Below are 19590 nucleotides of genomic sequence, written 5' to 3'. Positions count from 1 at the left end.
CGAGATAGTGCCTATGCGTGTCCTGACGGTAGATGACATCTTGAAGCTGCACAGCTTCGACGAGTTTTTCGGCTCCCAGTTTTCTCTCTCACCCGACACCAGCGCACTCGCCTTCAGCCTGCATAGGGGCATGAAGAACGCACCTCGTTTCGGGCTCGGGTATTTCGGCGGCGGCGCGCGCGGACGGATCGGCATCGCTGACCTTTCGAGCGGCGAAATCGACTGGATCGAAGCGCCTCAGGATCTCGGCCTTTCCTGTCCGCTCTTCTCCCCCTGCGGCACGCGCATCGCTGTCGCGGGGTGCAACGGCGATTTCGTCAGCCCGTTCGTGATCGATGCCTCCAGCGGGAACGTGGATCGCCTCACGGACAGGAACCTCCGGCTGACAATCGGTAGAGACCCGTTTCAATGGCTCGGCGAAACGGAACTTGCCTGCGAGCTGTTCGCCGATGAGGAGCGGCCGATCAGTCTCGACATTCAGTATCGAGGTGCGGAAAAAGCCTACCGTGCGTGGCAAACGGCGTGGTCCGGATCGGCCGTGACGGCGAGCGTCCTGGGATCTGACCAGGCATTTCCAGACTATGGCGCGAACGCCCTGCTCTGCCTGATCGATACGACATCCGGTAAAGTACGGGATTTTCCCGGCGCAGCGGCCGCTCCAGAAAAACTGAAGGCGTTTGCAACAAGGCCGGCCCGCAACAGCCCCCAAAACCGCAAGAGCGAAGACGACCGGCTCCCCGTCCAGAGCAAGATCTTCGCTGAAGATGCAAATCGCGGCATCGCCATCCATGCCGTAAAGGAGGACGACGGCACGAGACTGTTCAAGGCGGACGCCAAATCCGTCTCCCTGCTGCTCGAAACGGATACCCATCTCGCCGAGATCACGCCCGCCCGGGATCTGATCTTTCCCTACAAACTGGAGGACGGAACGGACGTCCAGTTCCGAAGCCTCCTGCCGCCGGGCAAGCGTCCAAACATTGCGGGGCCAGCGATCATGTGGGTCTATCCGGGACAAGCGGTCTCATTGGAGCGCGATTATCATTCCCGGATCAATTCCCCGACCTTCTTCACACTCCAGCTCCTGGCGGCGCGTGGATATACCGTCCTGATTCCCGACATCCCCTTCAAACCGGATGAAAACGCGACCTGCGACATATCCGCCCTCCTCGCCTCGACAGTTCGGACGGCATGCGATGCCGCAAGGTCACAGGACCTTTACGATCCGAGCCATCTCCACGTTATGGGTACGAGCATGGGCGGATGGGCCGTACAGACACTGCTCGCCGAAACCGACCTGTTCCGGTCGGGAATATCCATGGCCGGAATCTCGAACCTCACCTATCAGGACGGCCAGTTCGATATCCGTCAGCGGTACGATGACACTCTCGGCGAATGGTTTAAAACCAGGCCTCAGATGCTGAGTCGGAACTGGCATTTGCCGGGGCCGCCCTGGGACCATCCCGAGATTTATATCCGCAACAGCCCGCTCTTCTCCGCGCACAGGATCACCGCTCCTCTCCTGCTGTTTCACGGCGACCTCGACTATGTCCCCATCACGCAGTCGGAAGAGATGTTTTCCGCCCTGCACAGGCTCGGCCGGGAGGTCGAATTCGTGCGCTACTGGGGAGAAGACCACGTCTATGAGAGCCCGGCGAACATCCGCGATGCATGGCAACGGATATTCGCCTGGCTCAACAAACACAGCCCCGTAGACCCTCCCGACAACTAGCTTACGAGCGCCACCCTGCCTTCCAACGGATAGGCCGGATCGTTGTAGCCCGGCGTCGAGGGATGGCCTTCCGGGACGAGGCCATTGATCAGTGCCTCGTCTTCGGCCGTGAACTCGTAGTGATAGGCCTTCGCGTAAGCCTTCCACTGCTCCATCGTGCGAGGGCCGACGATGGAGCCGGTGACAAGCGCATTGTTCAGCACCCAACCGACCGCGAGATCGATGATCGTCGCGCCCTTGGCCTCGGCATGGGCCTTGATCTTCTCGGCGATCACCAGGCTCTCCTCGCGCCATTCCGTCTGCATCATGCGCTTGTCGGCGCGCGCCGCCCGGCTGCCCGCTTCCGGCTCGGCGCCGGCCTTGTACTTGCCGGAGAGCACGCCGCGGGCGAGCGGGCTGTAGGGGAAGACGCCGAGGCCGTAATAGTCGCAGGCCGGAAGATGCTCGGTCTCCGGCATTCGGTTCATGGCGTTGTAATAGGGCTGGCTCACGACCGGACGGTCGATGCCGGCGGCATCGCAGAGATTGCAGATTTCGGCGACGCGCCATGAACGGTGGTTGGAGACGCCGAAATAGCGGATCATCCCGGCCTTCACCAGATCCGCCAGCGCGTTCACCGTCTCTTCCAGCGGCGTCGAGTGGTCTTCCTTATGCAGGTAGTAGATGTCGATATAGTCCGTATCGAGCCGCTCCAGCGAATCCTCGCAGGCCTGCAGCACCCATTTGCGGGAAAGACCGCGTGCGTTCGGATCGTTGTCGTCCATCGGGTTGGCGAGCTTGGTGGCGAGCACCCAGTATTCCCGCTCCGCCGCGATGGCGCGGCCGACCACGCGTTCCGACTCGCCGCCGTTATAGGCATCGGCGGTATCGATGAAATTGACGCCGAATTCGCGCGCCTCAGCGATGATCTCGCGGCTCGCATCCTCGTCCGTCTGACCGCCGAACATCATGGCGCCGAGGCAGAATTTCGAGACCTTGAGACCCGAGCGGCCGAGATTGCGGTATTCCATGACGTTCCTCCCCTGAAGCGCCCTGTTGCGAGCCGGTCCATGATGATCCGGAACGACAGCATAGCTTCCCCGGACGCCGACCGCACTTGAGGATCGCAAAGCCTCCATGCTCTGATGCGTCACGATAAGAATCCGGCACGGGGGAGGATCCGAAATGCCCGGACTGAGCGACGCGGCGCGGGAGAAGCTGGGCCAGGTCAGCACGGCGACGCTGACAACGCAGCTTCTGAAACGGGGCCTGCGCAACCAGTATCTCCAGGGCGTCAGCCGCCTGACGATCCATGAGCGCAACATGGTCGGCGAGGCCTTCACGCTGCGGAACATTCCGGCGCGCGAGGATATCGACGTGATCGGCGCCTATGACGATTACGACCACCCGCAGCGCAAGGCCATCGAGACCGTGCCGCCGGGCTCCGTGCTGGTGATCGACGCGCGCCAGGACGCGACCGCAGCGACCGCCGGGAACATCCTGCTGACCCGCTTGGAGGTGCGCGGCGTCGCCGGCTTCGTCACCGACGGCGGCATCCGCGATACGGCGGAGATCGCGGAATACGACATTCCTTGCTATGTGGCCGGTCCCTCCGCGCCGACCAGTCTGATCAAGCATCACGCGGTTGCCGAGCTGAACACCCCGATCGGCTGCGGCGGCGTCGCGGTCTATCCGGGCGATGTGATCGTGGGCGACAATGAAGGTGTCGTCGTGCTGCCGGCCCATCTCGCCGAGGAAATTGCGGAACAGGCCTTCGATCAGGAACAGATCGAGGAATTTCTCACCGAGGAAGTCCGTGGCGGCCGCCCGCTGCGCGGCACCTACCCGCCGGATGCCGATACGAAAGCGCGCTACGAGGAATGGCGGAAGAAGAAGGATGCCGCGTCGTGAGCACCGCGGGAGGCGATATCGACTCAGCCATTGCCGTCTATGACCGCCAGGCACGCCAGCTTGGAGAGCAATGGTCTGCCTATGCGAACGAGTTCGAGGAGTTTGTCGAGGACCACCGCGACTATCTACCGGCTCCCGGCGGTTCCGCCCTCGATATCGGCGCCGGATACGGGAGCCATGCGAGCGGGCTGGAAGCACTTGGACTGGACGTGGTCGCGGCGGAACCTTCCGAAGGTATGCGCGCCGAAGGCGCGCGGCGCCATCCGGAAAGCAAAGTGCTCTGGATCGACGACCGGCTGCCTTGGCTCGACAAGGTCTGCGCGCTCGGACGGCGCTTCGACTTCATGCTGATGAATTCGGTCTGGATGCACCTGCCGCCGGAATTCCGCGAGGACGGAATGGCGGTGCTCGCGGGCCTGTTGGCACCGGGCGGTCACTTCTCCGTCCTGCTGCGCCACGGCCCGGCACCCGAAGACCGGCCGATGCATGAGTCCGAAGCCGAGCCCTTTCTCGCTCTCGCCCAACGGCACGGTTTCGCCTGCCTCGCACGGTTCGCCCGACCAGACGAAATGAACCGGCCCGGCGTTTCCTTTACCAGGCTCATCCTGAGCAACAATGGATAGTTACATGTCTTACGAAACCCTGCTCTTCTCCGTCGAGAATGCGATCGCCCGTCTCACCCTAAACCGGCCGGACCGCATCAATGCGATCACCGCGCAAATGCATGAGGAGCTGCGCGACGTCTTCTCCCAACTCGAGAAACCGGACAGCGCGCGCTGCGTCATCGTGACCGGCGCCGGGCGCGGCTTCTGCTCCGGCCAGGACCTCGCCGACCGCAAGGCCGCCGATCCGAGCGAACGGCGCGATCTCAGCCAGTCGATCCAGCAGAACTACAATCCGCTGGTGAAACGCATGGCCGCCCTGCCGATCCCGATCATCTCCGCCGTTAACGGTGTCGCCGCCGGAGCCGGCGCCAGCCTCGCGCTTGCCGCCGACATCGTGCTCGCCGGTCATAACACCAAGTTCGTGCAGGCCTTCGTGAATATCGGCCTTGTTCCGGATGCGGGAGGTACCTATGTGCTGCCACGAAGGGTCGGCCTTGCCAAGGCGCTCGGCATGACGCTGACCGGCACGCCGATCACCGGCAAGCAGGCCGCGGACTGGGGGCTGATCTGGAAGTCGGTCGAGGACGAGAGCCTCATGGCCGAAGCCGAGGCACTGGCCAAGACGCTGGCAGGCAAGGCGCCGATCGCGCTCGCCTCGATAAAGAAGATCATGCGCGCCTCGCTTGAGAACGGTTTCGCCGAACAGCTCGACATGGAAGCGGAGTTCCAGCGTCATTGCGGGTATACCGACGACTATCAGGAAGGCATCGCGTCCTTCCTCGAAAAGCGCGCGCCGGACTTCAAAGGCCGATAGGAGCCGTCAAATGAGCGTTGTCATCTACCACAATCCCCGCTGCTCAAAGTCTCGCCAGACGCTGCAGCTCCTGCGTGACAAAGGGATCGAGCCGGAAATCCGGGACTACCTGAAAGAACCGCCGAGCGCCGCAGAACTGGAAGAGCTTCTGAGATTGCTTGACCTTGAGCCGCGTGCGCTGATGCGCAAGAAGGAAGCACCCTACAAGGAGCTGGAGCTAGCGGATAACGGCAAGAGTCAAAATGAGCTCGTCGCCGCAATGAATGCGCACCCAGTTCTGATCGAACGCCCCGTGGTGATCGCCAACGGCAAAGCGGCGCTCGGCCGCCCGCCGGAAGCGGTTCTGAAGATCCTTTAAATCGCGGAACCTCAGTTGAAATCGAGGATCCCGTATTTGCACATCCAGGCGACCAGAAGTTCCAGCTTCATGTTCCGGTCCACCCCGAAAACGCGCGCGATGTCGGCAAAGCGGATTTCTCCGCCCTTCTCGACCATCGTCAGCACCTGCTCCGCTGCTGGGGCACGCCAATGCTCCAAGCGAGCGTCCAGATTAACCCGGGCGGCTGTCGCCAGGCGGGCGCGGCCCTCAGGACTTACCCGCAATACCGTATCCGGCCCGAGAGTCGCCGTCGGGAAATGCCGGAAGGCGTGGAACGGATCGCCTTTCACCGGATTGCCCATTCGCCCGCAAGCGCCATTCTCTCCATAGCCTTGGGCGCTGTTGCGACGCTCCGCGAGCTCTTCCCAGAGATCGTCGAGCTGCGAGACGACGACCGGCCAGTCGAAACTGTTCCGCACCCGCTCCCGGCCGGCTTCGCCCATCCGCGTCCGGAGCCCCGGATCGGAGGCAAGCCGCGCGATCGCGGCGGCGGCGGCATCGACATTGACCGCCGTGTGCTGGCCGACCACGGATACGTATTGCTGATAACTGTCGAGGCCGAGCACGTGACGGTCGACCATGAGCCCCCCGTTCCCCGCGCGTGGAAACAGGGTCGGTATCTGGAAGCCCTCGATCTGATCTCGCACGGTCGACCGGTAACCGTCCCAGTCACTCAGGACGACCGGCAGCCCGGCGGCCATCGCCTCAAGCGGCGTGATACCGAACGTTTCCTGGATGTTGTCGACGAGCGAGAGAAAGATATCGGCGCCTGCCCAGCAGCGGTCCAGCAAATGCCGGTCGTTGCCATCCACGAACTCGACCGTCACGGACGGCGCATGCGCCTGTGCGGCCTCCTGGTAGAGCCCACGCTCCTCCTCCGGGTTGGGAAACCAACCCGCCATGATGAAGCGGATCTTTTTTCCCGAGGCTTTGGCCGCGGCCTCGACGGCCTGGAACATCGGCGACGGGCGGGCTTTCTCGTAGAAGGAAAGCCGGCCGACCCAGAGCACGACGACCTCGTCCTCGGTGATCGAAAGCGCGGCACGAGCCGCGTCCCGCCCACCGGTCACGGCAAGGTTCGCTTCGATTGTCCCGGCGTCCACACCGAGCGGAATGACAGGCAGGTGCGGCATCGGACTGCGCGCCGCCTCGACTCCCAGCCGTGCGGCCGCGAATTCGTTCAGCTCGCCGAACATCTGCTCAAGCCCCTGTTTGACCGCCGGCGACGTGCAGATCAGGGCATCCCAAGGCTGAATCGGAGAAATCGCGCAACGCGCCACGTACTCGCGAATCCCCGGCGGCGCCAGCGTATGAACGAGGCCGACAATGCTGAAAGCCCGGTCCGAGCGACTCCGCCTTGTCCAGGCAAGATCGGAGATATCCGCGCTCCCGCGCAACAGGCAGCCGGAGCGCTCCAGCGTGTCGAGATCGAAGAGCGGGCTTCGAGTCACCTTCCGCGCCAGCGGCTTTCCGTCAGAAAGACCGGAGCGGAGAACCTCTTCGGGCATGGTGTTGAAATCGACGAAGTTGAGCGCACCTTCGGCTCTCGAATACCGCGCGATCGCCCGGAACAGGCCGATATTGGCAATGTCCTTGCCAAACGGATTGGCACCGACGCCGAACCCGCTCGATCCCGCGACAAAGATGGAAACCGGCGCAAGTGCGTCCGTCATCCGGCGGCTCCCACGCGCTCCACCCGTGTCACGACATCCATCGCGACCATACCCGTGATCGTGTCGTCGTCATCCGGCAGAACCTTGAACATCGCCGCATCCATGATCCTATGGAGCGACTTTCGCTCGTTCTCGTAGAGACCGTTCACACCGGCATTCAGGAAGTAGGTTCCCGGTGTCAGGTTACATTCGAACTCATAGACGACATCGATGACGTCGCCCGCACTGTAGTCCGGCACGTGACGGCGAATGCTGTGCGTCGTCCGGCCCGCCAGGAGCACACCCTGCATGGTCTTCACCATCATCGCGAACAGGACCTTCTCGCGGTCCTCGGTGAAGGCGACGCGATAGCGGAAGATGTATTTGCGCCCCCGCACCAGCAGGTTCACCGGCTTGCCGTCCAGAGTCTCAACCCGCGGATCCTGGATTTCCGCGCCAAGGCTGACATAGGAGGTACGGCTCTCAGGCACCATCTGCACGTCGTGCGCCTCGTTCGCATCCGTCTGGACGGTTTCGTCGCTCCGGATTTCCTCGCGAACCGCCTCGAACTGGTTCGGCGGCGCATGCGTGAGCTTGTGATAGCTCGCGATCACGGCTTTCGGAGACCCGTCCATCAGCATCTCGCCACGATCGAGCAGCACCGCGCGGTCGCAGAGCTGAGTGATCATACCCGCCGCATGGCTGACGAAGAGGATTGTCGCCCCGCGCCGCTTCAGTTCCTCGATCCGCGCGAAACATTTGCGCTGGAAGCCCTCGTCCCCGACCGCGAGCGCCTCGTCCACAATGAAGATCTCCGGATCGACGCTAACCGCCACGGCAAAGGCAAGACGCACGAACATCCCGCTCGAATAAGTTTCGACAGGCCGGTCGAGAAATTCGGCGAGGCCGGAAAAGGCAACGATGTCGTCGAACCTGTCGTCGATTTCCTTCTGCGAAAGCCCCAGGATCGCGCCGTTCATATAGATGTTCTCGCGCCCGGTTGCCGCGGGGTTGAACCCGGCCCCGAGTTCGAGCAAAGCCGAGACGCGGCCATTCACGGTGACGCTGCCCTCAGTCGCGTTCAACAGTCCAGCGACGATCTGCAGCAGAGTCGACTTTCCGGAACCGTTGCGCCCGACGATGCCGACGGTCTCGCCCCGGCGCACCTGAAAGGAAACGTTCTGCAAAGCTGTGAACGGCGTGAAATAGTTCCGTCGCCCGCGAAACAGAGCCTGCTTCAGCCGATCGAGCGGCTGACGATAGACGTTGAAGACCTTGGTGATGCCTGAAATATCGATGGCGAAGGTTTCGTCCGTCGCTTCTCTCGCGGTCATGGACGCGGCGTCCTGCATGCTCATTCAATCCCTCTCGTGCGCGGCGGCACGCCCTTACATCACTTCCGCAAAGCCGCGCTTCGTGCGCAGGAACCACCAAGCGCCGATCCAGAGCGTGGCGAAGGCGACAAGTCCGTAAATTCCGAGCCGCTCCCAATTCGGAAACGTGCCCCAGAGCAGCACATCCCGGCTTGCATCGACCGGAATGGTCAGCGGATTGAGCAACAGCCACGGCCTGAGGGTCTCCGGAAGCATTTCCGGCGGAAACAGGATCGAACTGCTGAACATCAGGATCGTGGTCAGGAGCCCGAGGATCTGCCCGATGTCCCGGATAAAGACACCAAGCGATGCGACCAGAAGCGCCAGTCCCTGGAGCATCACCAGGAGTGGCAGCCATGCAACCGGCAAGAGGATCGCGGTCCAATGGAGCGAGAGCCCGTAGGCGAGCATCACGGCAACAAGCACACCAAGAGCGACGAAGGCGTGAACGAGATTGCTCAACAGCACGGCGACCGGAAGAATCTCGAGCGGGAAGACCACCCTTTTCACGTAATTCGGATTCTCGAGAACAATCCCCTGCGCACGCATCAGCGTCTCGGCCAGAAGAATGTGCAGCATCAGTCCAGAGAACAGGACCACGCCATAAGGCACGTCCGCCTGCGCGGGGTTTACTCCGAAACGGACCTTGAAGACGAGGCCGAACACGAAGGAATAGACAAGCAGCATGATCAGCGGCGTAACCAGCGACCAGAGCACTCCCAGGAGCGTGTTGCGGTAGCGCGAGATGACTTCGTTGCGAACGATCTTCGAGAGCACGAAATGGTTATCGCGAATGTTCGCTACAAGCGCCACGAGCGCGCGGCTGAAGGAGATCGGCACCGCTGTCTGAGCCTGAGACGATGTGGCGGGCTTCATACGGGATCTTTCGTTAAGACTGGTCTGACCGGACTGTTACACCAGTCGTCGGAAATTCGGAAGCATCGGGCGCGGTTCCCTCTCGATGGCCGCAAGAGTTGCCGTGGTTCCAGGCAGTCTATAAGACACAACAAGCCTGTCCGAATTTTGACTTGGCGACATTCCTCATCGGGGCCGCTCACGCATGAACTGGTATTTCTGCTGCAACGAAGAAGGTCTCTCGAAATACGAGACCTCCATCCGCATCGCCGTGGCCTCCGCCCGCCGGAACACCAGCCTCAAGCCGAAAATTGTCTATGACGGCGGCAGGAATGAATTGACCGGCTGGCTCGAGTCGCAAGGCGTCGAGATCATCGAGGCCCGGACGCCGCTCTATGAAGATATCCTGAAACAGGAAGACCGGCCCGGTTACCGGCGCCGCATCGCACACGGCGTTTATCTCCGTTTCGAGGTCGCCAATTTCGAGAAGGACGAGCCGTTCTGCCTTTATACCGACAGCGATGTGATGTTCCTTTCAGATCCGGCTCGGGGCGATCTCCATCCCACCACCTTCGCGGCGGCGCCCGAGATGGACCCGCACGACTGGAGCTACTTCAACAGCGGCGTCATGCTGATGAACGTCGCCTGCTTCCGCGGCGAGTATGACGCGCTGATGGAATACTCCCGCAAACGTCTAGGCCAGACCATCGCCTACGATCAGGGTGCCCTCAACGAATTCTTCAAGGACAATTGGGACCGTCTGCCGATCACCTGGAACTGGAAGCCATACTGGGGCCTCAATGACGAAGCCGTGGTACTGCATTTCCACGGGCCCAAATACGAGACCATCAAGTTCCTGATCGATGGTGGCGAGGAGCAGGTCGTTCACGAGGCCTGGCAGACCCTGTTCGACCACAATCCGGAAGCCTACGAGCGCTATCTCCGAATGGCGGAGAGCTATCTTTCCTGACGCTGCTCAGGCGTTCGGCGCGGCGAACATCGCCTCCATCTCGTGGCGGACTTTCACTGCATCGTCACTCTTGTCGATATCCACATCGGACCACCTGAGCGGCGCCCCCTCCGCGACCGGCTGGAGCAGTTTTACGTTCTGCGCCAAACCGAGCGGCAGGTAGCCCTCGTCGAGCGAGCGTCTCGCCGGGACCTGTTTTCCCCAGACACAGAAACCGCCCTCGCCGTCGAGAATCTCTCCTTGCTCAAGGTCACGCTTCGCGGTGGCAACCACGTCGGCATTGAAGGTGACGGGAGATCCGGTCGGCTCTCTCCTCAAGGCGGCAGAGGCGACGGAAACACCGAGCTCAAGTCCGATCATGTGGGTCGGGCGATAGAGCGAGGCGAAGCGGAAGCTGCTGTCCGGGAGCATGTGATACTCCTCGAAGCAGTAGCGTGCGTAATCGGTCTCGCCCTCGATCACGACATAAGTACCGTATTGCAGATGTCCCTCGACCTCGGCCCCGTCCCGGAAGAGAGATGAGACAACCTCCGTCGTGCCCGAGTGGGAGACCGTGCCGCCGATTTCCTCCGGCTTGCAGACTTCGGCGAGATCGAAGCGCGAGCACGGCGGAAAGGCGAGCCCCTCCGGCTGCGGGGTCAGACCCGTCGCATTGCAGACCGCACTCATCTCGATTCCCGACTTGGTGCCGTCGATGAAGCTGTTGAACATTTTCGGATTGAGCCGGCCGCGTTTCACCACGTCCAAATCCCATCCAAAATGGTCCCAGACCGTATCCGGCGTCGACTTATGGAAGGACGGCAGGTAGCGCGTGCCCTTACCTGCACAGACCACCTTGAAGCCGCATGTCCGGGCCCAGTCGACATGTTCGGCGATAAGGGCCGGCTGGTCGCCCCAGGCGAGGCTGTAGACCACACCTGCGAGCTCCGCCTTGCGCGCCAGCAGCGGGCCCGCGACCACGTCCGCCTCGACATTGACCATCACGACATGGAGACCGCGATTGATCGCCGAGAGGCAGTGCCGGATCCCCGCACCCGGATCGCCTGTCGCCTCGATCAGGACATCGAGCCCGCCCTCGGCGATCAGTGCGGAACTGTCATCTGTAACGAATGTCGAAAGCGCCTTGTTCGCATCGTCGAAGCTCACGGCCGCGAACCGTTCCGGTTCCCAGCCGATATGGGCCAGTGTCTCTTTCGCTCGCGCGACATTGAGGTCGGCGATCCCGACGACATGCACGCCTTTGGTCAGCCGCGCCTGTGAGAGATACATTGCGCCGAACTTGCCGCAACCGATGATCCCGACCCTGATCGGGTCGCCCTCGCTCTCCCGCTGCGCCAGCATGCGTGACAGATTCATCGCGTTCCTCCCCGGTCCGCTTTTTTCGCGGTTTGCGCCGTCAGTTCAGGACGCGGATCGGCTTCCCTTCGTGCCAGGCTATGATGTCCTCGACCATCTCGCCGTAGAAAAGCTTATAGGTCTCCTCCGTCACGTACCCCATGTGCGGGGTCAGCAGGATATTGTCGAGCTTGCGGATCGGATGGTCTGCCGGCAACGGTTCCGGCTCGAAGACGTCGACGGCGGCACCGGCGATGCGGTTGTTCTTCAGCGCGTCGATCAGGGCATCCTCGTCGACGATCGGGCCGCGCGAGGTATTCACCAACAGCGCCGTCGGCTTCATCATGGCGAGCGAGGCAGCGTCGATCGTGTGCCTCGAACGGTCGCTCAGCACGATATGGACGGTGACGATATCCGCCTCGCGCAGCAGCGCCTCCTTGCTCGGCGCCTTGCGCACGCCCACCTCGGCACAGCGTTCTTCGGTCAAGTTGGGCGACCAGGCGACGACATCCATGCCGAACAGCTTGGCGATCTCCGAAACCTGGCTGCCGAGCTTGCCGAGCCCGATGACACCTAGCGTGCGGCCCATGAGATCGATGCCGATCCGGGTCTGCCACTTGCCTTCCCGCATCATGCGATCGTCATGCGCGACCTGCCGGGCAAGCGCCATCAGCATGGCCCAGGTATGTTCCTTGGTGGTGTTGCCACTGGTTGCTGTACCGCAGACAGGGATACCGCAGGCGCGGGCCGCAGGAAAATCGACCGAGTTGTTGCGCATGCCGCTGGTGACGAACAGCTTCAGTTTCGGCAGGCGCTGGAAGATCTCCGCCGGAAACGGCGTCCGCTCCCGCATGGCGCAGACGATCTCGAAATCCTTCAGCCGGTCGACGAGCGCGTCATGTTCGACCAGGTTGTCCGTGAAGACGACCGTCTCGTAGCCCTCCGGCAGGCTTTCCCAATCGGCCATGCGGAGGGACACGTTGGCGTAGTCGTCCAGAATTGCGATCTTCGGCATTTCCTCACCTGTCACATTCAGTGTTGTTTCTAATCATCTGTTTCACGGACTTATTGCATCCGTTTCACGGGCCGGTTCAGTCGTCCTTTTTCTGCAGGTCGAGCGATGCGGAGTTGATGCAGTAGCGCAGACCGGTCGGCTGCGGTCCATCCGGGAAAACATGGCCCAGATGGGCCTCGCATTTCGCGCAATGCACCTCGGTGCGGACCATGAAATGACTCCGGTCCTCCATGGTCTCGATATTCGCGCCCTCGATCGGCTGGTAGAAGCTCGGCCAGCCGCAGCCGGCATCGAACTTGGTTTCGCTCTCGAAAAGGGGCTCGCCGCAGCAGATGCAGGTATAGGTGCCGGGCTCCGTCGTTTCGGCGTACTTGCCGGTAAAGGGGCGCTCCGTCGCGTGCTTGCGGGTCACGAGGTACTGTTCCTCGGTGAGCTGCTCCCGCCACTCGGCGTCGCTCTTCACGATCTTGTCCATCACGCCCTCCGATCTCTTTGTCAGGGCAGAGATTGTTCCATTCCGCGGATGAGGCAAGCCACCTTTCCGCGATCCGCTATTTGCCCTTGCGCCGCTCCTCGACCAGAACGCCCCCGTCAACCAGCCCCTGGATCTCGTCCGGCGCGAAACCGTGCGCTTCGAGCACCTCGCGGCCATGCACCCCGAATTTTGGCGGCACGGAGCGGACGGAGCCCGGAGTGCGGGAGAATTTGATCGGAATGCCCCAGCCCTTGTACCAATCCTTCTCGACTGCCATATCGCGATGCTTCGTGTGCTCGTGCGCCATCACATCTGCGGTATCGCGGATCGGCCCGACCGGGACACCGGCCCGCAGCAGGCGGTCGCAGACATCGTTGCCGTCGACATCCGACAGCAGCGCCTCTAGCTCCTCGCGCAGAGCGACACGGTTCGCGAGGCGGTCCGCGTTGGTCTTGAAGCGTGGGTCCGTCCCCAATTCCGGCTTGCCGAGTTCGGTCGCCATGCGCTGCCAAGCGCGGTCGTTCCCGCCCGCAATGAAAATATCGCCGGTCTTCGTCGTGAACTTGTCGTAAGGCGCGATATTCGGATGCTGGTTTCCGGTGATGCCCGGCACCTTGCCGGAGAGCGAATAGTTGGCGACATGGGGATGCATCAGCGACAGGCCGCAATCATAGAGCGTCATGTCGATATACTGCCCCAAGCCCGAGCTATGCCGCTCGAACAGCGCCATCATGATCGCGTTGGCGGCATAGAGACCGGTTCCCATATCGACCATCGGAATCCCGACGCGGGTCTGATCGCCCGGCGTGGAGCCGTTGACGGAGAACCAGCCGGTCATCGCCTGGATGATGCCGTCATAACCGGGAAAGCCGCCATAAGGCCCGCTGCCGCCGAAACCCGAAATCCGGCAATGGACCAGCTTCGGGAAATTCTCCTTCAGGACCTCTTCGTAACCGAGGCCCCATTTCTCCATCGAGCCCGGCTTGTAGTTCTCGACCAGCACGTCCGCGTCTTCCAGCAGACGCAGCAGAACCTGCTTGCCCTCTTCCTTCGAGAGATCGAGGCCGAGCGACTTCTTGTTGCGGTTCACGCCGATGAAATAGGACGCGTCGCCCTCATGGAATGGCGGTCCCCAGTCGCGCACCTCGTCGCCCTGCGGCGGCTCGATCTTGATGATCTCCGCGCCGTGATCGCCCAGCATCTGGGTGCAGTAGGGCCCGCCGAGGACCCGCGTGCAATCGACGATCTTGATGCCCTTGAGCGCGCCGGCCGATGCCGCTGTGCCACTCATTCCATTACTCCTCGTTCGATGGTCTGGTCCGGACGCGATCGGTCCGCTGTGAAGATTAGGCCGCCTTCCCGAGACCGAACACGTCGGCCGCGAAGGCAGGATAGATTTCCGCAATCTGGGCGGCGACCGGGCCACGGATCACGGCAAGCGTCTCCGCATCCGGCAGCGGCGTTTCCGGCACATCGGTCGGCTCGTCATAGCCGAACCCGGTCTGCTCGCGGATTTCTTCGACCGTATGCCCCGGATGCACACTGGCAAGCCGGAACCGTCCCTTCTCGCGATCAAACGAGAAGAGGCAGCGGTCGGTGATCAGCGCGTAAGGCCCGCCCGGCCGGTAGACGTTCGGCTCCGAGGTGCCCGGCGCGCTGATAAAATCGACTTTCTCGACCAGCGTGCGCGGCGTGTGCTCGAGGCGGAAGAGGATCACCCGCGGCACGGTGAAATACATGTAGGCCGAGCCGAAGGAGCCCGGGAAACGGACCTTCGGGCGGTCCGGATCTCCGACCGAAACGAGATTGATGTTCGCCAGCCCATCGATCTGCGCGCCGCCGAGAAAAAACGCATCGATCCGACCCTGCCCGGCGCAATCGAACAGCTCCTTGCCGCCGTCGGTGAAGAAATTGTTGTCCTCGCTGCCCAGCACGGAGACCCGCGTCTTCTCGGGATGGCGTGCCCGCGCCAGCATCGCCGCCGCGCCCGGCACGGGAGATGACGCGCCGACCGCGATATGCGGCAGCCCGTCCAGCATTTCCGCGATCGCGGCGATCAGGATTTCCTCGGCGCGAATGTCCGTCGAATTGCTCACACGCTTACTCCGCTGCCACTTTGTTCATGCCCGCCATGTAATCGGCGAAACCTTCCTCGGTGCGGGCCATTTCGACGTAACGCCCAAGTTCCGCAGCATCTGCATCGTAACTGCCAGGAATGCCGAGCGGCCAGGCGCCCTGCTCCGCCTCCGCGAGCGCTCCGATATAGAGCCCGGGAATGGTTCCGGCTGCGCGAACCGGATCCTCGAGCAGGTTGCCGTCAACGATCTTCTCCGCCGTCACCAAGCTGCTTTTCGCAGCGTGGGCCATCAACATCAGCTCGCGCCGAACCCCGACCCAGACATTGCCGAACCGGTCCGCCAGCGGCGCGTGGAACACGGCAAAATCCGGCTGAATCGCCTTCACCATCAGGATCGGATCGTTTTCCTCGAAGGGATTTCCGGCGACGATCCAGTCATCCCGGCGTTTCTCGAGATCGGAGCCGATCACGCCGCGCAGCGGCATGAAGGGCACGCCCTTCTCCGCCGCCTGAAGGCCGGCATGGATCGCAGGGCAGGTTCCGTCCAGCATGCGGATCGATCCGGACTTGATCGCGGAGCTGAAGCGCGGCGCGAGGCCGAACTCGCCGAGGGTCACGGCCGCCGTCTCGACCGTCGCCACACAACCGGCACCGATCAGCTGGTCCGCCTGGAAACCGAGCGCAGGCACGCCGATGATATGGAGATCTTTCACTCCGCGGGAGATGAGCGTGCGGACGAGCGCCATGGCGCAGTAGGAATAGTCCGGCGGCAGCGCGATCTTCGCACCGTCCGGTACCCTCGCCGCGAGCCCCTCAAGGTCAAGGCGGATGGCGTCCATGTTCCGTCCTCCCGTATGTTTTGCCGCATCCTACGCCAAATGACCGGGCTGAAAAGCTGCAAGGCGTCACGACATCCTTTCCGGCCATGCGGCTGCCTATCCCATCGACGGGTCCGCCCCGGCGGCATATTCTCCCGGCAAAAGAATTGAATAGGTGCGTCAGGGAGGCTCCGGAATGAGCGAGATCTACGATTACATCGTCGTCGGCGCCGGTTCGGCCGGCTGCGTCGTCGCAAACCGTTTGTCGGCCGACCCCAGGAACAAGGTGCTGCTGCTGGAAGCCGGCGGCAAGGACCTCAATCCCTGGATCCATGTGCCTGTCGGCTATTACCGCACGATGTACCACCCCGATCTATCCTGGGGTTACGAGACCGAACCCGATCCGGGCGTGGACAACCGGGTGATGGTCTGGCCGCGCGGCCGCGTGCTCGGCGGCTCGAGCTCGATCAACGGGCTGCTCTATGTCCGCGGCCAGCAACAGGATTACGACCATTGGCGCCAGCTCGGCAACGAAGGCTGGGGCTGGCAGGACGTGCTGCCCTACTTCAAGAAATCCGAGAGTTTCGCGCGCGGCGAAAGCGAGCTGCGCGGCGGCGACGGCCCGCTCGCGGTCTCCGACATCGCCGACCGGCGCCCGGTATGCGAGGCCTTTCTCGATGCCTGCGAGGAAGTCGGGATCAAGCGCAACGAGGATTATAACGGCGCGGTGCAGGACGGCGCCGGCTACTACCAGACGACCAGCCGCAACGGGCGACGGTGTAGCGCCGCGGTCGCCTATCTGAATCCGATCAAGAACCGCAGAAATCTTCGGATCGAAACCCGCGCGATGGCCTCCGGCTTGGAGCTGAAAGACGGCCGGGCGACCGGCATCCGCTATTTGCGCGACGGCATCGAATACCGCGCCCAGGCCGGCCGCGAGATCGTGCTTTGCGGCGGCGCCATCAATTCACCGCAGCTCCTGCAGCTTTCCGGTATCGGCCCGCCAACGCACCTCCGCAGCGTCGGGATTCCGGTGCAGCACGACCTGCCCGGCGTCGGCGACGACCTGCAGGATCACTTCCAGGTCCGCGCGATCTATGAGCTGGACGGGCTTGAATCCCTGAACACGGATGTCGGCAATCCGCTGAAGCGAATCATGATGGGGCTGCAATACGCTCTGACGCGCGAAGGCCCGCTGACGATCAGCGCGGGCCAGGTCTTTGTCTTCACCAAGACGCGGGAGGAGCTGGAGACGCCGGATATCCAGTTCCACTTCATTCCGTTCAGCGCCGACAAGCCGGGACAATTGCTGCACCCCTTCCCCGGCGTCACCTCATCGATCTGCCAGCTCCGCCCGGAAAGCCGCGGCACGATCATGGTGAAATCCGCCGACCCGCGAGAATATCCCAGCATCAAGCCGAACTACCTCTCGACCGAGGGCGACCGGCAGACCATCCTTGCCGGCATGAAGCTGAACCGGAAAATCTCCCAGTCGCCGGCCTTCCGCAAACATCTGAAGAATGAGTACGAACCGGGCCTTGATCGCACAGACGACGAGTCCCTGCTCGCCTATGCCCGTGAGAAAGGCGGCACGATCTTCCATCCGACAAGCACCTGCCGCATGGGAAGCGATTCGAAAGCCGTGGTCGATTCGCGCCTGCGGGTGCACGGGATCGGAGGTCTGCGAGTCGCCGACTGCTCGATCATGCCGGCGGTCGTATCCGGGAACACCAACGCGCCGGCCATGATGATCGGTGAGAAGGCGGCGGATATGATTCTGGAAGACAATCGCGGATGACACACTTGGCGCCGTCCATGCCAACCCTTGCCGATGCGAAGAATGCTTACGATAGAGGCGATCTGGACCAAGCCCGGCGGCTAGCGGTTACCATTTCCCGCACCAGCGCCACGGATTCAACAATTGTCCAGGCCCTTCATTTCGCCGGAATTGTCAGCCTCGATCAAAAAAATCTTTCAGAAGCAGAAGGCCTAATCCGGCAGGCCCTTGTGCTGGAACCGGCGCGCGCCAGCGCTCTCGCAAATCTCGCCCAGATCGGCGACGGCATATTGCCGAATGCCTCTCCATACGTTTTTGCATTTCGAGCCGCTCTCACAAATCCACGATCGGTACTATGCCTTTCGGTACTTGCCGCCCTGTATAAAGAAAAGGCTCGAAAACACAGGGCAAAACACCGTTTTGACCTCGCGCTCGCACAATCGAAACGTGCGCTCATCCTCGTTCCGGACATGGCTGAGGCTCTGCGCGGTGCCGTTACGGAAAGACGCTGGCAGAGCATTCTTAGTGACGTCAAAGGGACGCTTGACCGCGCGGCAGCAATCCTTGAACGGGTCAAACAGATTCCTCCGCATCCCATGACGGTTCTCGCGGGTTTCGCGTCCGCTGCAACACAGCTCTATGCCGCGCGGGGAATGCTCTTCCAAATGCCACCCCCGCGGAAGCGCCCGGCGCTGAGCGCGAAACATGAAGACCGGATCAACCTTGCTTTTGTCGGGAGTTACCTCAGCGGTCACGCGCTCGGGACGGCACTTCCCGAAATATTCATGCATCTCGATCAAGCAAGATTCAGGGTCAACGTATATGCGACCCCGCGACCCAGCGGCGAGACAGAGTGGAGTCCCGCAGTCGAAGCCCATGCAAGCAGCGTGACGGACATTTCCAGCCTCGCGCCGGAAGACCAAGCGGAGTTGATGCGCCGCCGCGATGAACACATAGCTATCGACTTCAATGGATTCCTCGGCGATCCGCTGACGCTTTTCCGTCACGCCCCGGCGCCAATCCTGGTGAATTACTTTGGGTTTCCGGCAACCTGCGGCGGGTTACACGACTACATCATAGGCGACCGAATTCTCATTCCGTCCGACGCAGCTGAGTTCTACGGCGAAGCAATAATCAGACTGCCGCACAGCTACATCCCCTTCGATCGGAATCAAACAGTCTCGGAAAGGCCTTCGCGCGCGGAATATGGGCTTCCGGAAGATGGCTTCGTGCTGGCGGCACATCATAGCCAGAACAAGACCGCAGCGGACGCTTTCGAGGCCTGGCTATCATGCCTTCGTCGTATTCCAGGTAGTGTGCTCTGGCTGCTGGATCATGGAAAAGTCAGCCGCGACAACATGACGGAAGCCGCCCAGCGCGCCGGGGTCGACCCGGCCAAGCTCATATTCGCTCCGCTCGTCCCAAGGCCTCAACACTTGGCCCGCCTGCCCCTCGCAGATATCTATCTCGACAACAGCTGGTACAATGCACATACGACGGCGGTCGACGCTCTGTGGATGGGACTGCCGTTCGTCACCTGTACAGGGACCGCTTTCGCAGCCAGGGTCGGGGCTTCAGTGCTCCATGCCGCCGGACTTCCCGATCTTATCGCGAAGTCACCCCACGAAATGGCCAACATCGCAGTCGCCCTGGCCGCATCGCCATTCCGGCTCGAAGCCATCCGAAAACAGCTGCAGGGAACGGGCCGGAATGCCCCCCTATTCGATATGCAGAGATACACCGGCGATCTGGAACGCGCATTCGAGGCAATGATCGAGCGCTCACGCCAAGGATTGCCTGCCGCCGATATAGACATTCGCCCCTGA

General features: G+C 62.1%; 18 protein-coding genes. 8 read left to right on the top strand and 10 right to left on the bottom strand.

Features of this window, described 5'->3' with window-relative positions; all coding sequences use genetic code 11:
• The first annotated feature begins 13 nt into the window (after positions 1-13).
• Positions 14-1729: an alpha/beta hydrolase family protein gene (locus tag NUH88_RS21700; RefSeq protein WP_257768936.1), complete on the top strand. Its 1716-nt coding sequence runs from the start codon at positions 14-16 to the stop codon at positions 1727-1729.
• Here the strand turns inward: NUH88_RS21700 and NUH88_RS21695 are convergent.
• Complete coding sequence (locus tag NUH88_RS21695) at positions 1726-2739, bottom strand: aldo/keto reductase (RefSeq protein WP_257768934.1); 1014 nt, start codon at positions 2737-2739, stop codon at positions 1726-1728. The genes NUH88_RS21700 and NUH88_RS21695 overlap by 4 nt on opposite strands.
• 154 nt (positions 2740-2893) lie before the next feature.
• Between NUH88_RS21695 and NUH88_RS21690 the strand changes: the two genes are divergently transcribed.
• From NUH88_RS21690 to arsC, 4 genes are read left to right on the top strand one after another with little or no spacing between them, the layout of a single operon-like run.
• Positions 2894-3619: a ribonuclease activity regulator RraA gene (locus tag NUH88_RS21690; RefSeq protein WP_257768933.1), complete on the top strand. Its 726-nt coding sequence runs from the start codon at positions 2894-2896 to the stop codon at positions 3617-3619.
• Positions 3616-4242, top strand: a complete 627-nt coding sequence (locus NUH88_RS21685) for a class I SAM-dependent methyltransferase (protein ID WP_257768932.1) — start codon at positions 3616-3618, stop codon at positions 4240-4242. The genes NUH88_RS21690 and NUH88_RS21685 overlap by 4 nt, the downstream gene beginning before the upstream one ends.
• 4 nt (positions 4243-4246) lie before the next feature.
• Positions 4247-5038 (top strand): enoyl-CoA hydratase-related protein, encoded by a 792-nt coding sequence (locus NUH88_RS21680; RefSeq protein WP_257768931.1) that lies wholly within the window; start codon positions 4247-4249, stop codon positions 5036-5038.
• Between the two features lie 10 nt (positions 5039-5048).
• Entirely contained in the window at positions 5049-5396 is a 348-nt protein-coding gene (gene arsC, locus NUH88_RS21675) for an arsenate reductase (glutaredoxin) (RefSeq protein WP_257768930.1), read from the top strand.
• A gap of 11 nt (positions 5397-5407) precedes the next feature.
• On the opposite strand, the gene NUH88_RS21670 is transcribed toward arsC, so the two are convergent.
• From NUH88_RS21670 to NUH88_RS21660, 3 genes are read right to left on the bottom strand one after another with little or no spacing between them, the layout of a single operon-like run.
• A complete protein-coding gene (locus NUH88_RS21670; RefSeq protein WP_257768929.1) occupies positions 5408-7090 on the bottom strand; it encodes a glycosyltransferase family 4 protein in 1683 nt (560 codons plus the stop codon).
• On the bottom strand, positions 7087-8427 hold the full coding sequence (locus NUH88_RS21665) for an ABC transporter ATP-binding protein (RefSeq protein ID WP_257768928.1): 1341 nt from the start codon (positions 8425-8427) through the stop codon (positions 7087-7089). The genes NUH88_RS21670 and NUH88_RS21665 overlap by 4 nt, the downstream gene beginning before the upstream one ends.
• A 30-nt stretch (positions 8428-8457) precedes the next feature.
• A complete protein-coding gene (locus NUH88_RS21660; protein WP_257768927.1) occupies positions 8458-9318 on the bottom strand; it encodes an ABC transporter permease in 861 nt (286 codons plus the stop codon).
• Between the two features lie 184 nt (positions 9319-9502).
• Here NUH88_RS21660 and NUH88_RS21655 point away from each other — a divergent pair, with 184 nt between their 5' ends.
• Positions 9503-10267, top strand: coding sequence for a glycosyltransferase (locus NUH88_RS21655; RefSeq protein WP_257768926.1), 765 nt, complete (start codon positions 9503-9505; stop codon positions 10265-10267).
• A 6-nt stretch (positions 10268-10273) separates the two neighbouring features.
• Here the strand turns inward: NUH88_RS21655 and NUH88_RS21650 are convergent, their stop codons facing one another.
• From NUH88_RS21650 to NUH88_RS21625, 6 genes are all read right to left on the bottom strand, one after another.
• Positions 10274-11623: an NAD(P)H-dependent oxidoreductase gene (locus tag NUH88_RS21650; RefSeq protein ID WP_257768925.1), complete on the bottom strand. Its 1350-nt coding sequence runs from the start codon at positions 11621-11623 to the stop codon at positions 10274-10276.
• Between the two features lie 40 nt (positions 11624-11663).
• On the bottom strand, positions 11664-12617 hold the full coding sequence (locus tag NUH88_RS21645; RefSeq protein ID WP_257768924.1) for a D-2-hydroxyacid dehydrogenase family protein: 954 nt from the start codon (positions 12615-12617) through the stop codon (positions 11664-11666).
• 76 nt (positions 12618-12693) lie between these two features.
• Positions 12694-13092: a peptide-methionine (R)-S-oxide reductase MsrB gene (gene msrB / locus NUH88_RS21640; RefSeq protein WP_257768923.1), complete on the bottom strand. Its 399-nt coding sequence runs from the start codon at positions 13090-13092 to the stop codon at positions 12694-12696.
• A 76-nt stretch (positions 13093-13168) separates the two neighbouring features.
• Positions 13169-14383, bottom strand: a complete 1215-nt coding sequence (locus NUH88_RS21635; RefSeq protein WP_257768921.1) for a CaiB/BaiF CoA transferase family protein — start codon at positions 14381-14383, stop codon at positions 13169-13171.
• A gap of 55 nt (positions 14384-14438) precedes the next feature.
• Positions 14439-15188: a CoA-transferase gene (locus NUH88_RS21630; RefSeq protein WP_257768919.1), complete on the bottom strand. Its 750-nt coding sequence runs from the start codon at positions 15186-15188 to the stop codon at positions 14439-14441.
• Between the two features lie 4 nt (positions 15189-15192).
• Complete coding sequence (locus NUH88_RS21625; protein ID WP_257768917.1) at positions 15193-16008, bottom strand: CoA transferase subunit A; 816 nt, start codon at positions 16006-16008, stop codon at positions 15193-15195.
• Positions 16009-16183: 175 nt separating this feature from the next.
• On the opposite strand from NUH88_RS21625, the gene NUH88_RS21620 reads away from it, so the two are divergent.
• Entirely contained in the window at positions 16184-17785 is a 1602-nt protein-coding gene (locus tag NUH88_RS21620; RefSeq protein WP_257768915.1) for a GMC family oxidoreductase, read from the top strand.
• A gap of 5 nt (positions 17786-17790) precedes the next feature.
• On the top strand, positions 17791-19590 hold the full coding sequence (locus tag NUH88_RS21615; RefSeq protein ID WP_257768905.1) for an O-linked N-acetylglucosamine transferase, SPINDLY family protein: 1800 nt from the start codon (positions 17791-17793) through the stop codon (positions 19588-19590).

It is taken from the genome of Nisaea acidiphila, assembly GCF_024662015.1.
GTDB classification, from domain to species: Bacteria; Pseudomonadota; Alphaproteobacteria; order Thalassobaculales; family Thalassobaculaceae; genus Nisaea; species Nisaea acidiphila.
The sequence above is the reverse complement of the archived record's forward strand: the minus strand, read 5'-3'. Positions and strand labels throughout refer to the sequence as shown.

What these genes read in the sequence shown, in the direction of transcription:
- NUH88_RS21700 (WP_257768936.1), top strand. Translation starts at nt 14, where the DNA reads ATGCGTGTCCTGACGGTAGATGACATCTTGAAGCTGCACAGCTTCGAC.
- NUH88_RS21695 (WP_257768934.1), bottom strand. Translation starts at nt 2,739, where the DNA reads ATGGAATACCGCAATCTCGGCCGCTCGGGTCTCAAGGTCTCGAAATTC.
- NUH88_RS21690 (WP_257768933.1), top strand. Translation starts at nt 2,894, where the DNA reads ATGCCCGGACTGAGCGACGCGGCGCGGGAGAAGCTGGGCCAGGTCAGC.
- NUH88_RS21680 (WP_257768931.1), top strand. Translation starts at nt 4,247, where the DNA reads ATGTCTTACGAAACCCTGCTCTTCTCCGTCGAGAATGCGATCGCCCGT.
- arsC (WP_257768930.1), top strand. Translation starts at nt 5,049, where the DNA reads ATGAGCGTTGTCATCTACCACAATCCCCGCTGCTCAAAGTCTCGCCAG.
- NUH88_RS21670 (WP_257768929.1), bottom strand. Translation starts at nt 7,090, where the DNA reads ATGACGGACGCACTTGCGCCGGTTTCCATCTTTGTCGCGGGATCGAGC.
- NUH88_RS21665 (WP_257768928.1), bottom strand. Translation starts at nt 8,427, where the DNA reads ATGAGCATGCAGGACGCCGCGTCCATGACCGCGAGAGAAGCGACGGAC.
- NUH88_RS21660 (WP_257768927.1), bottom strand. Translation starts at nt 9,318, where the DNA reads ATGAAGCCCGCCACATCGTCTCAGGCTCAGACAGCGGTGCCGATCTCC.
- NUH88_RS21655 (WP_257768926.1), top strand. Translation starts at nt 9,503, where the DNA reads ATGAACTGGTATTTCTGCTGCAACGAAGAAGGTCTCTCGAAATACGAG.
- NUH88_RS21650 (WP_257768925.1), bottom strand. Translation starts at nt 11,623, where the DNA reads ATGAATCTGTCACGCATGCTGGCGCAGCGGGAGAGCGAGGGCGACCCG.
- NUH88_RS21645 (WP_257768924.1), bottom strand. Translation starts at nt 12,617, where the DNA reads ATGCCGAAGATCGCAATTCTGGACGACTACGCCAACGTGTCCCTCCGC.
- msrB (WP_257768923.1), bottom strand. Translation starts at nt 13,092, where the DNA reads ATGGACAAGATCGTGAAGAGCGACGCCGAGTGGCGGGAGCAGCTCACC.
- NUH88_RS21635 (WP_257768921.1), bottom strand. Translation starts at nt 14,383, where the DNA reads ATGAGTGGCACAGCGGCATCGGCCGGCGCGCTCAAGGGCATCAAGATC.
- NUH88_RS21625 (WP_257768917.1), bottom strand. Translation starts at nt 16,008, where the DNA reads ATGGACGCCATCCGCCTTGACCTTGAGGGGCTCGCGGCGAGGGTACCG.
- NUH88_RS21620 (WP_257768915.1), top strand. Translation starts at nt 16,184, where the DNA reads ATGAGCGAGATCTACGATTACATCGTCGTCGGCGCCGGTTCGGCCGGC.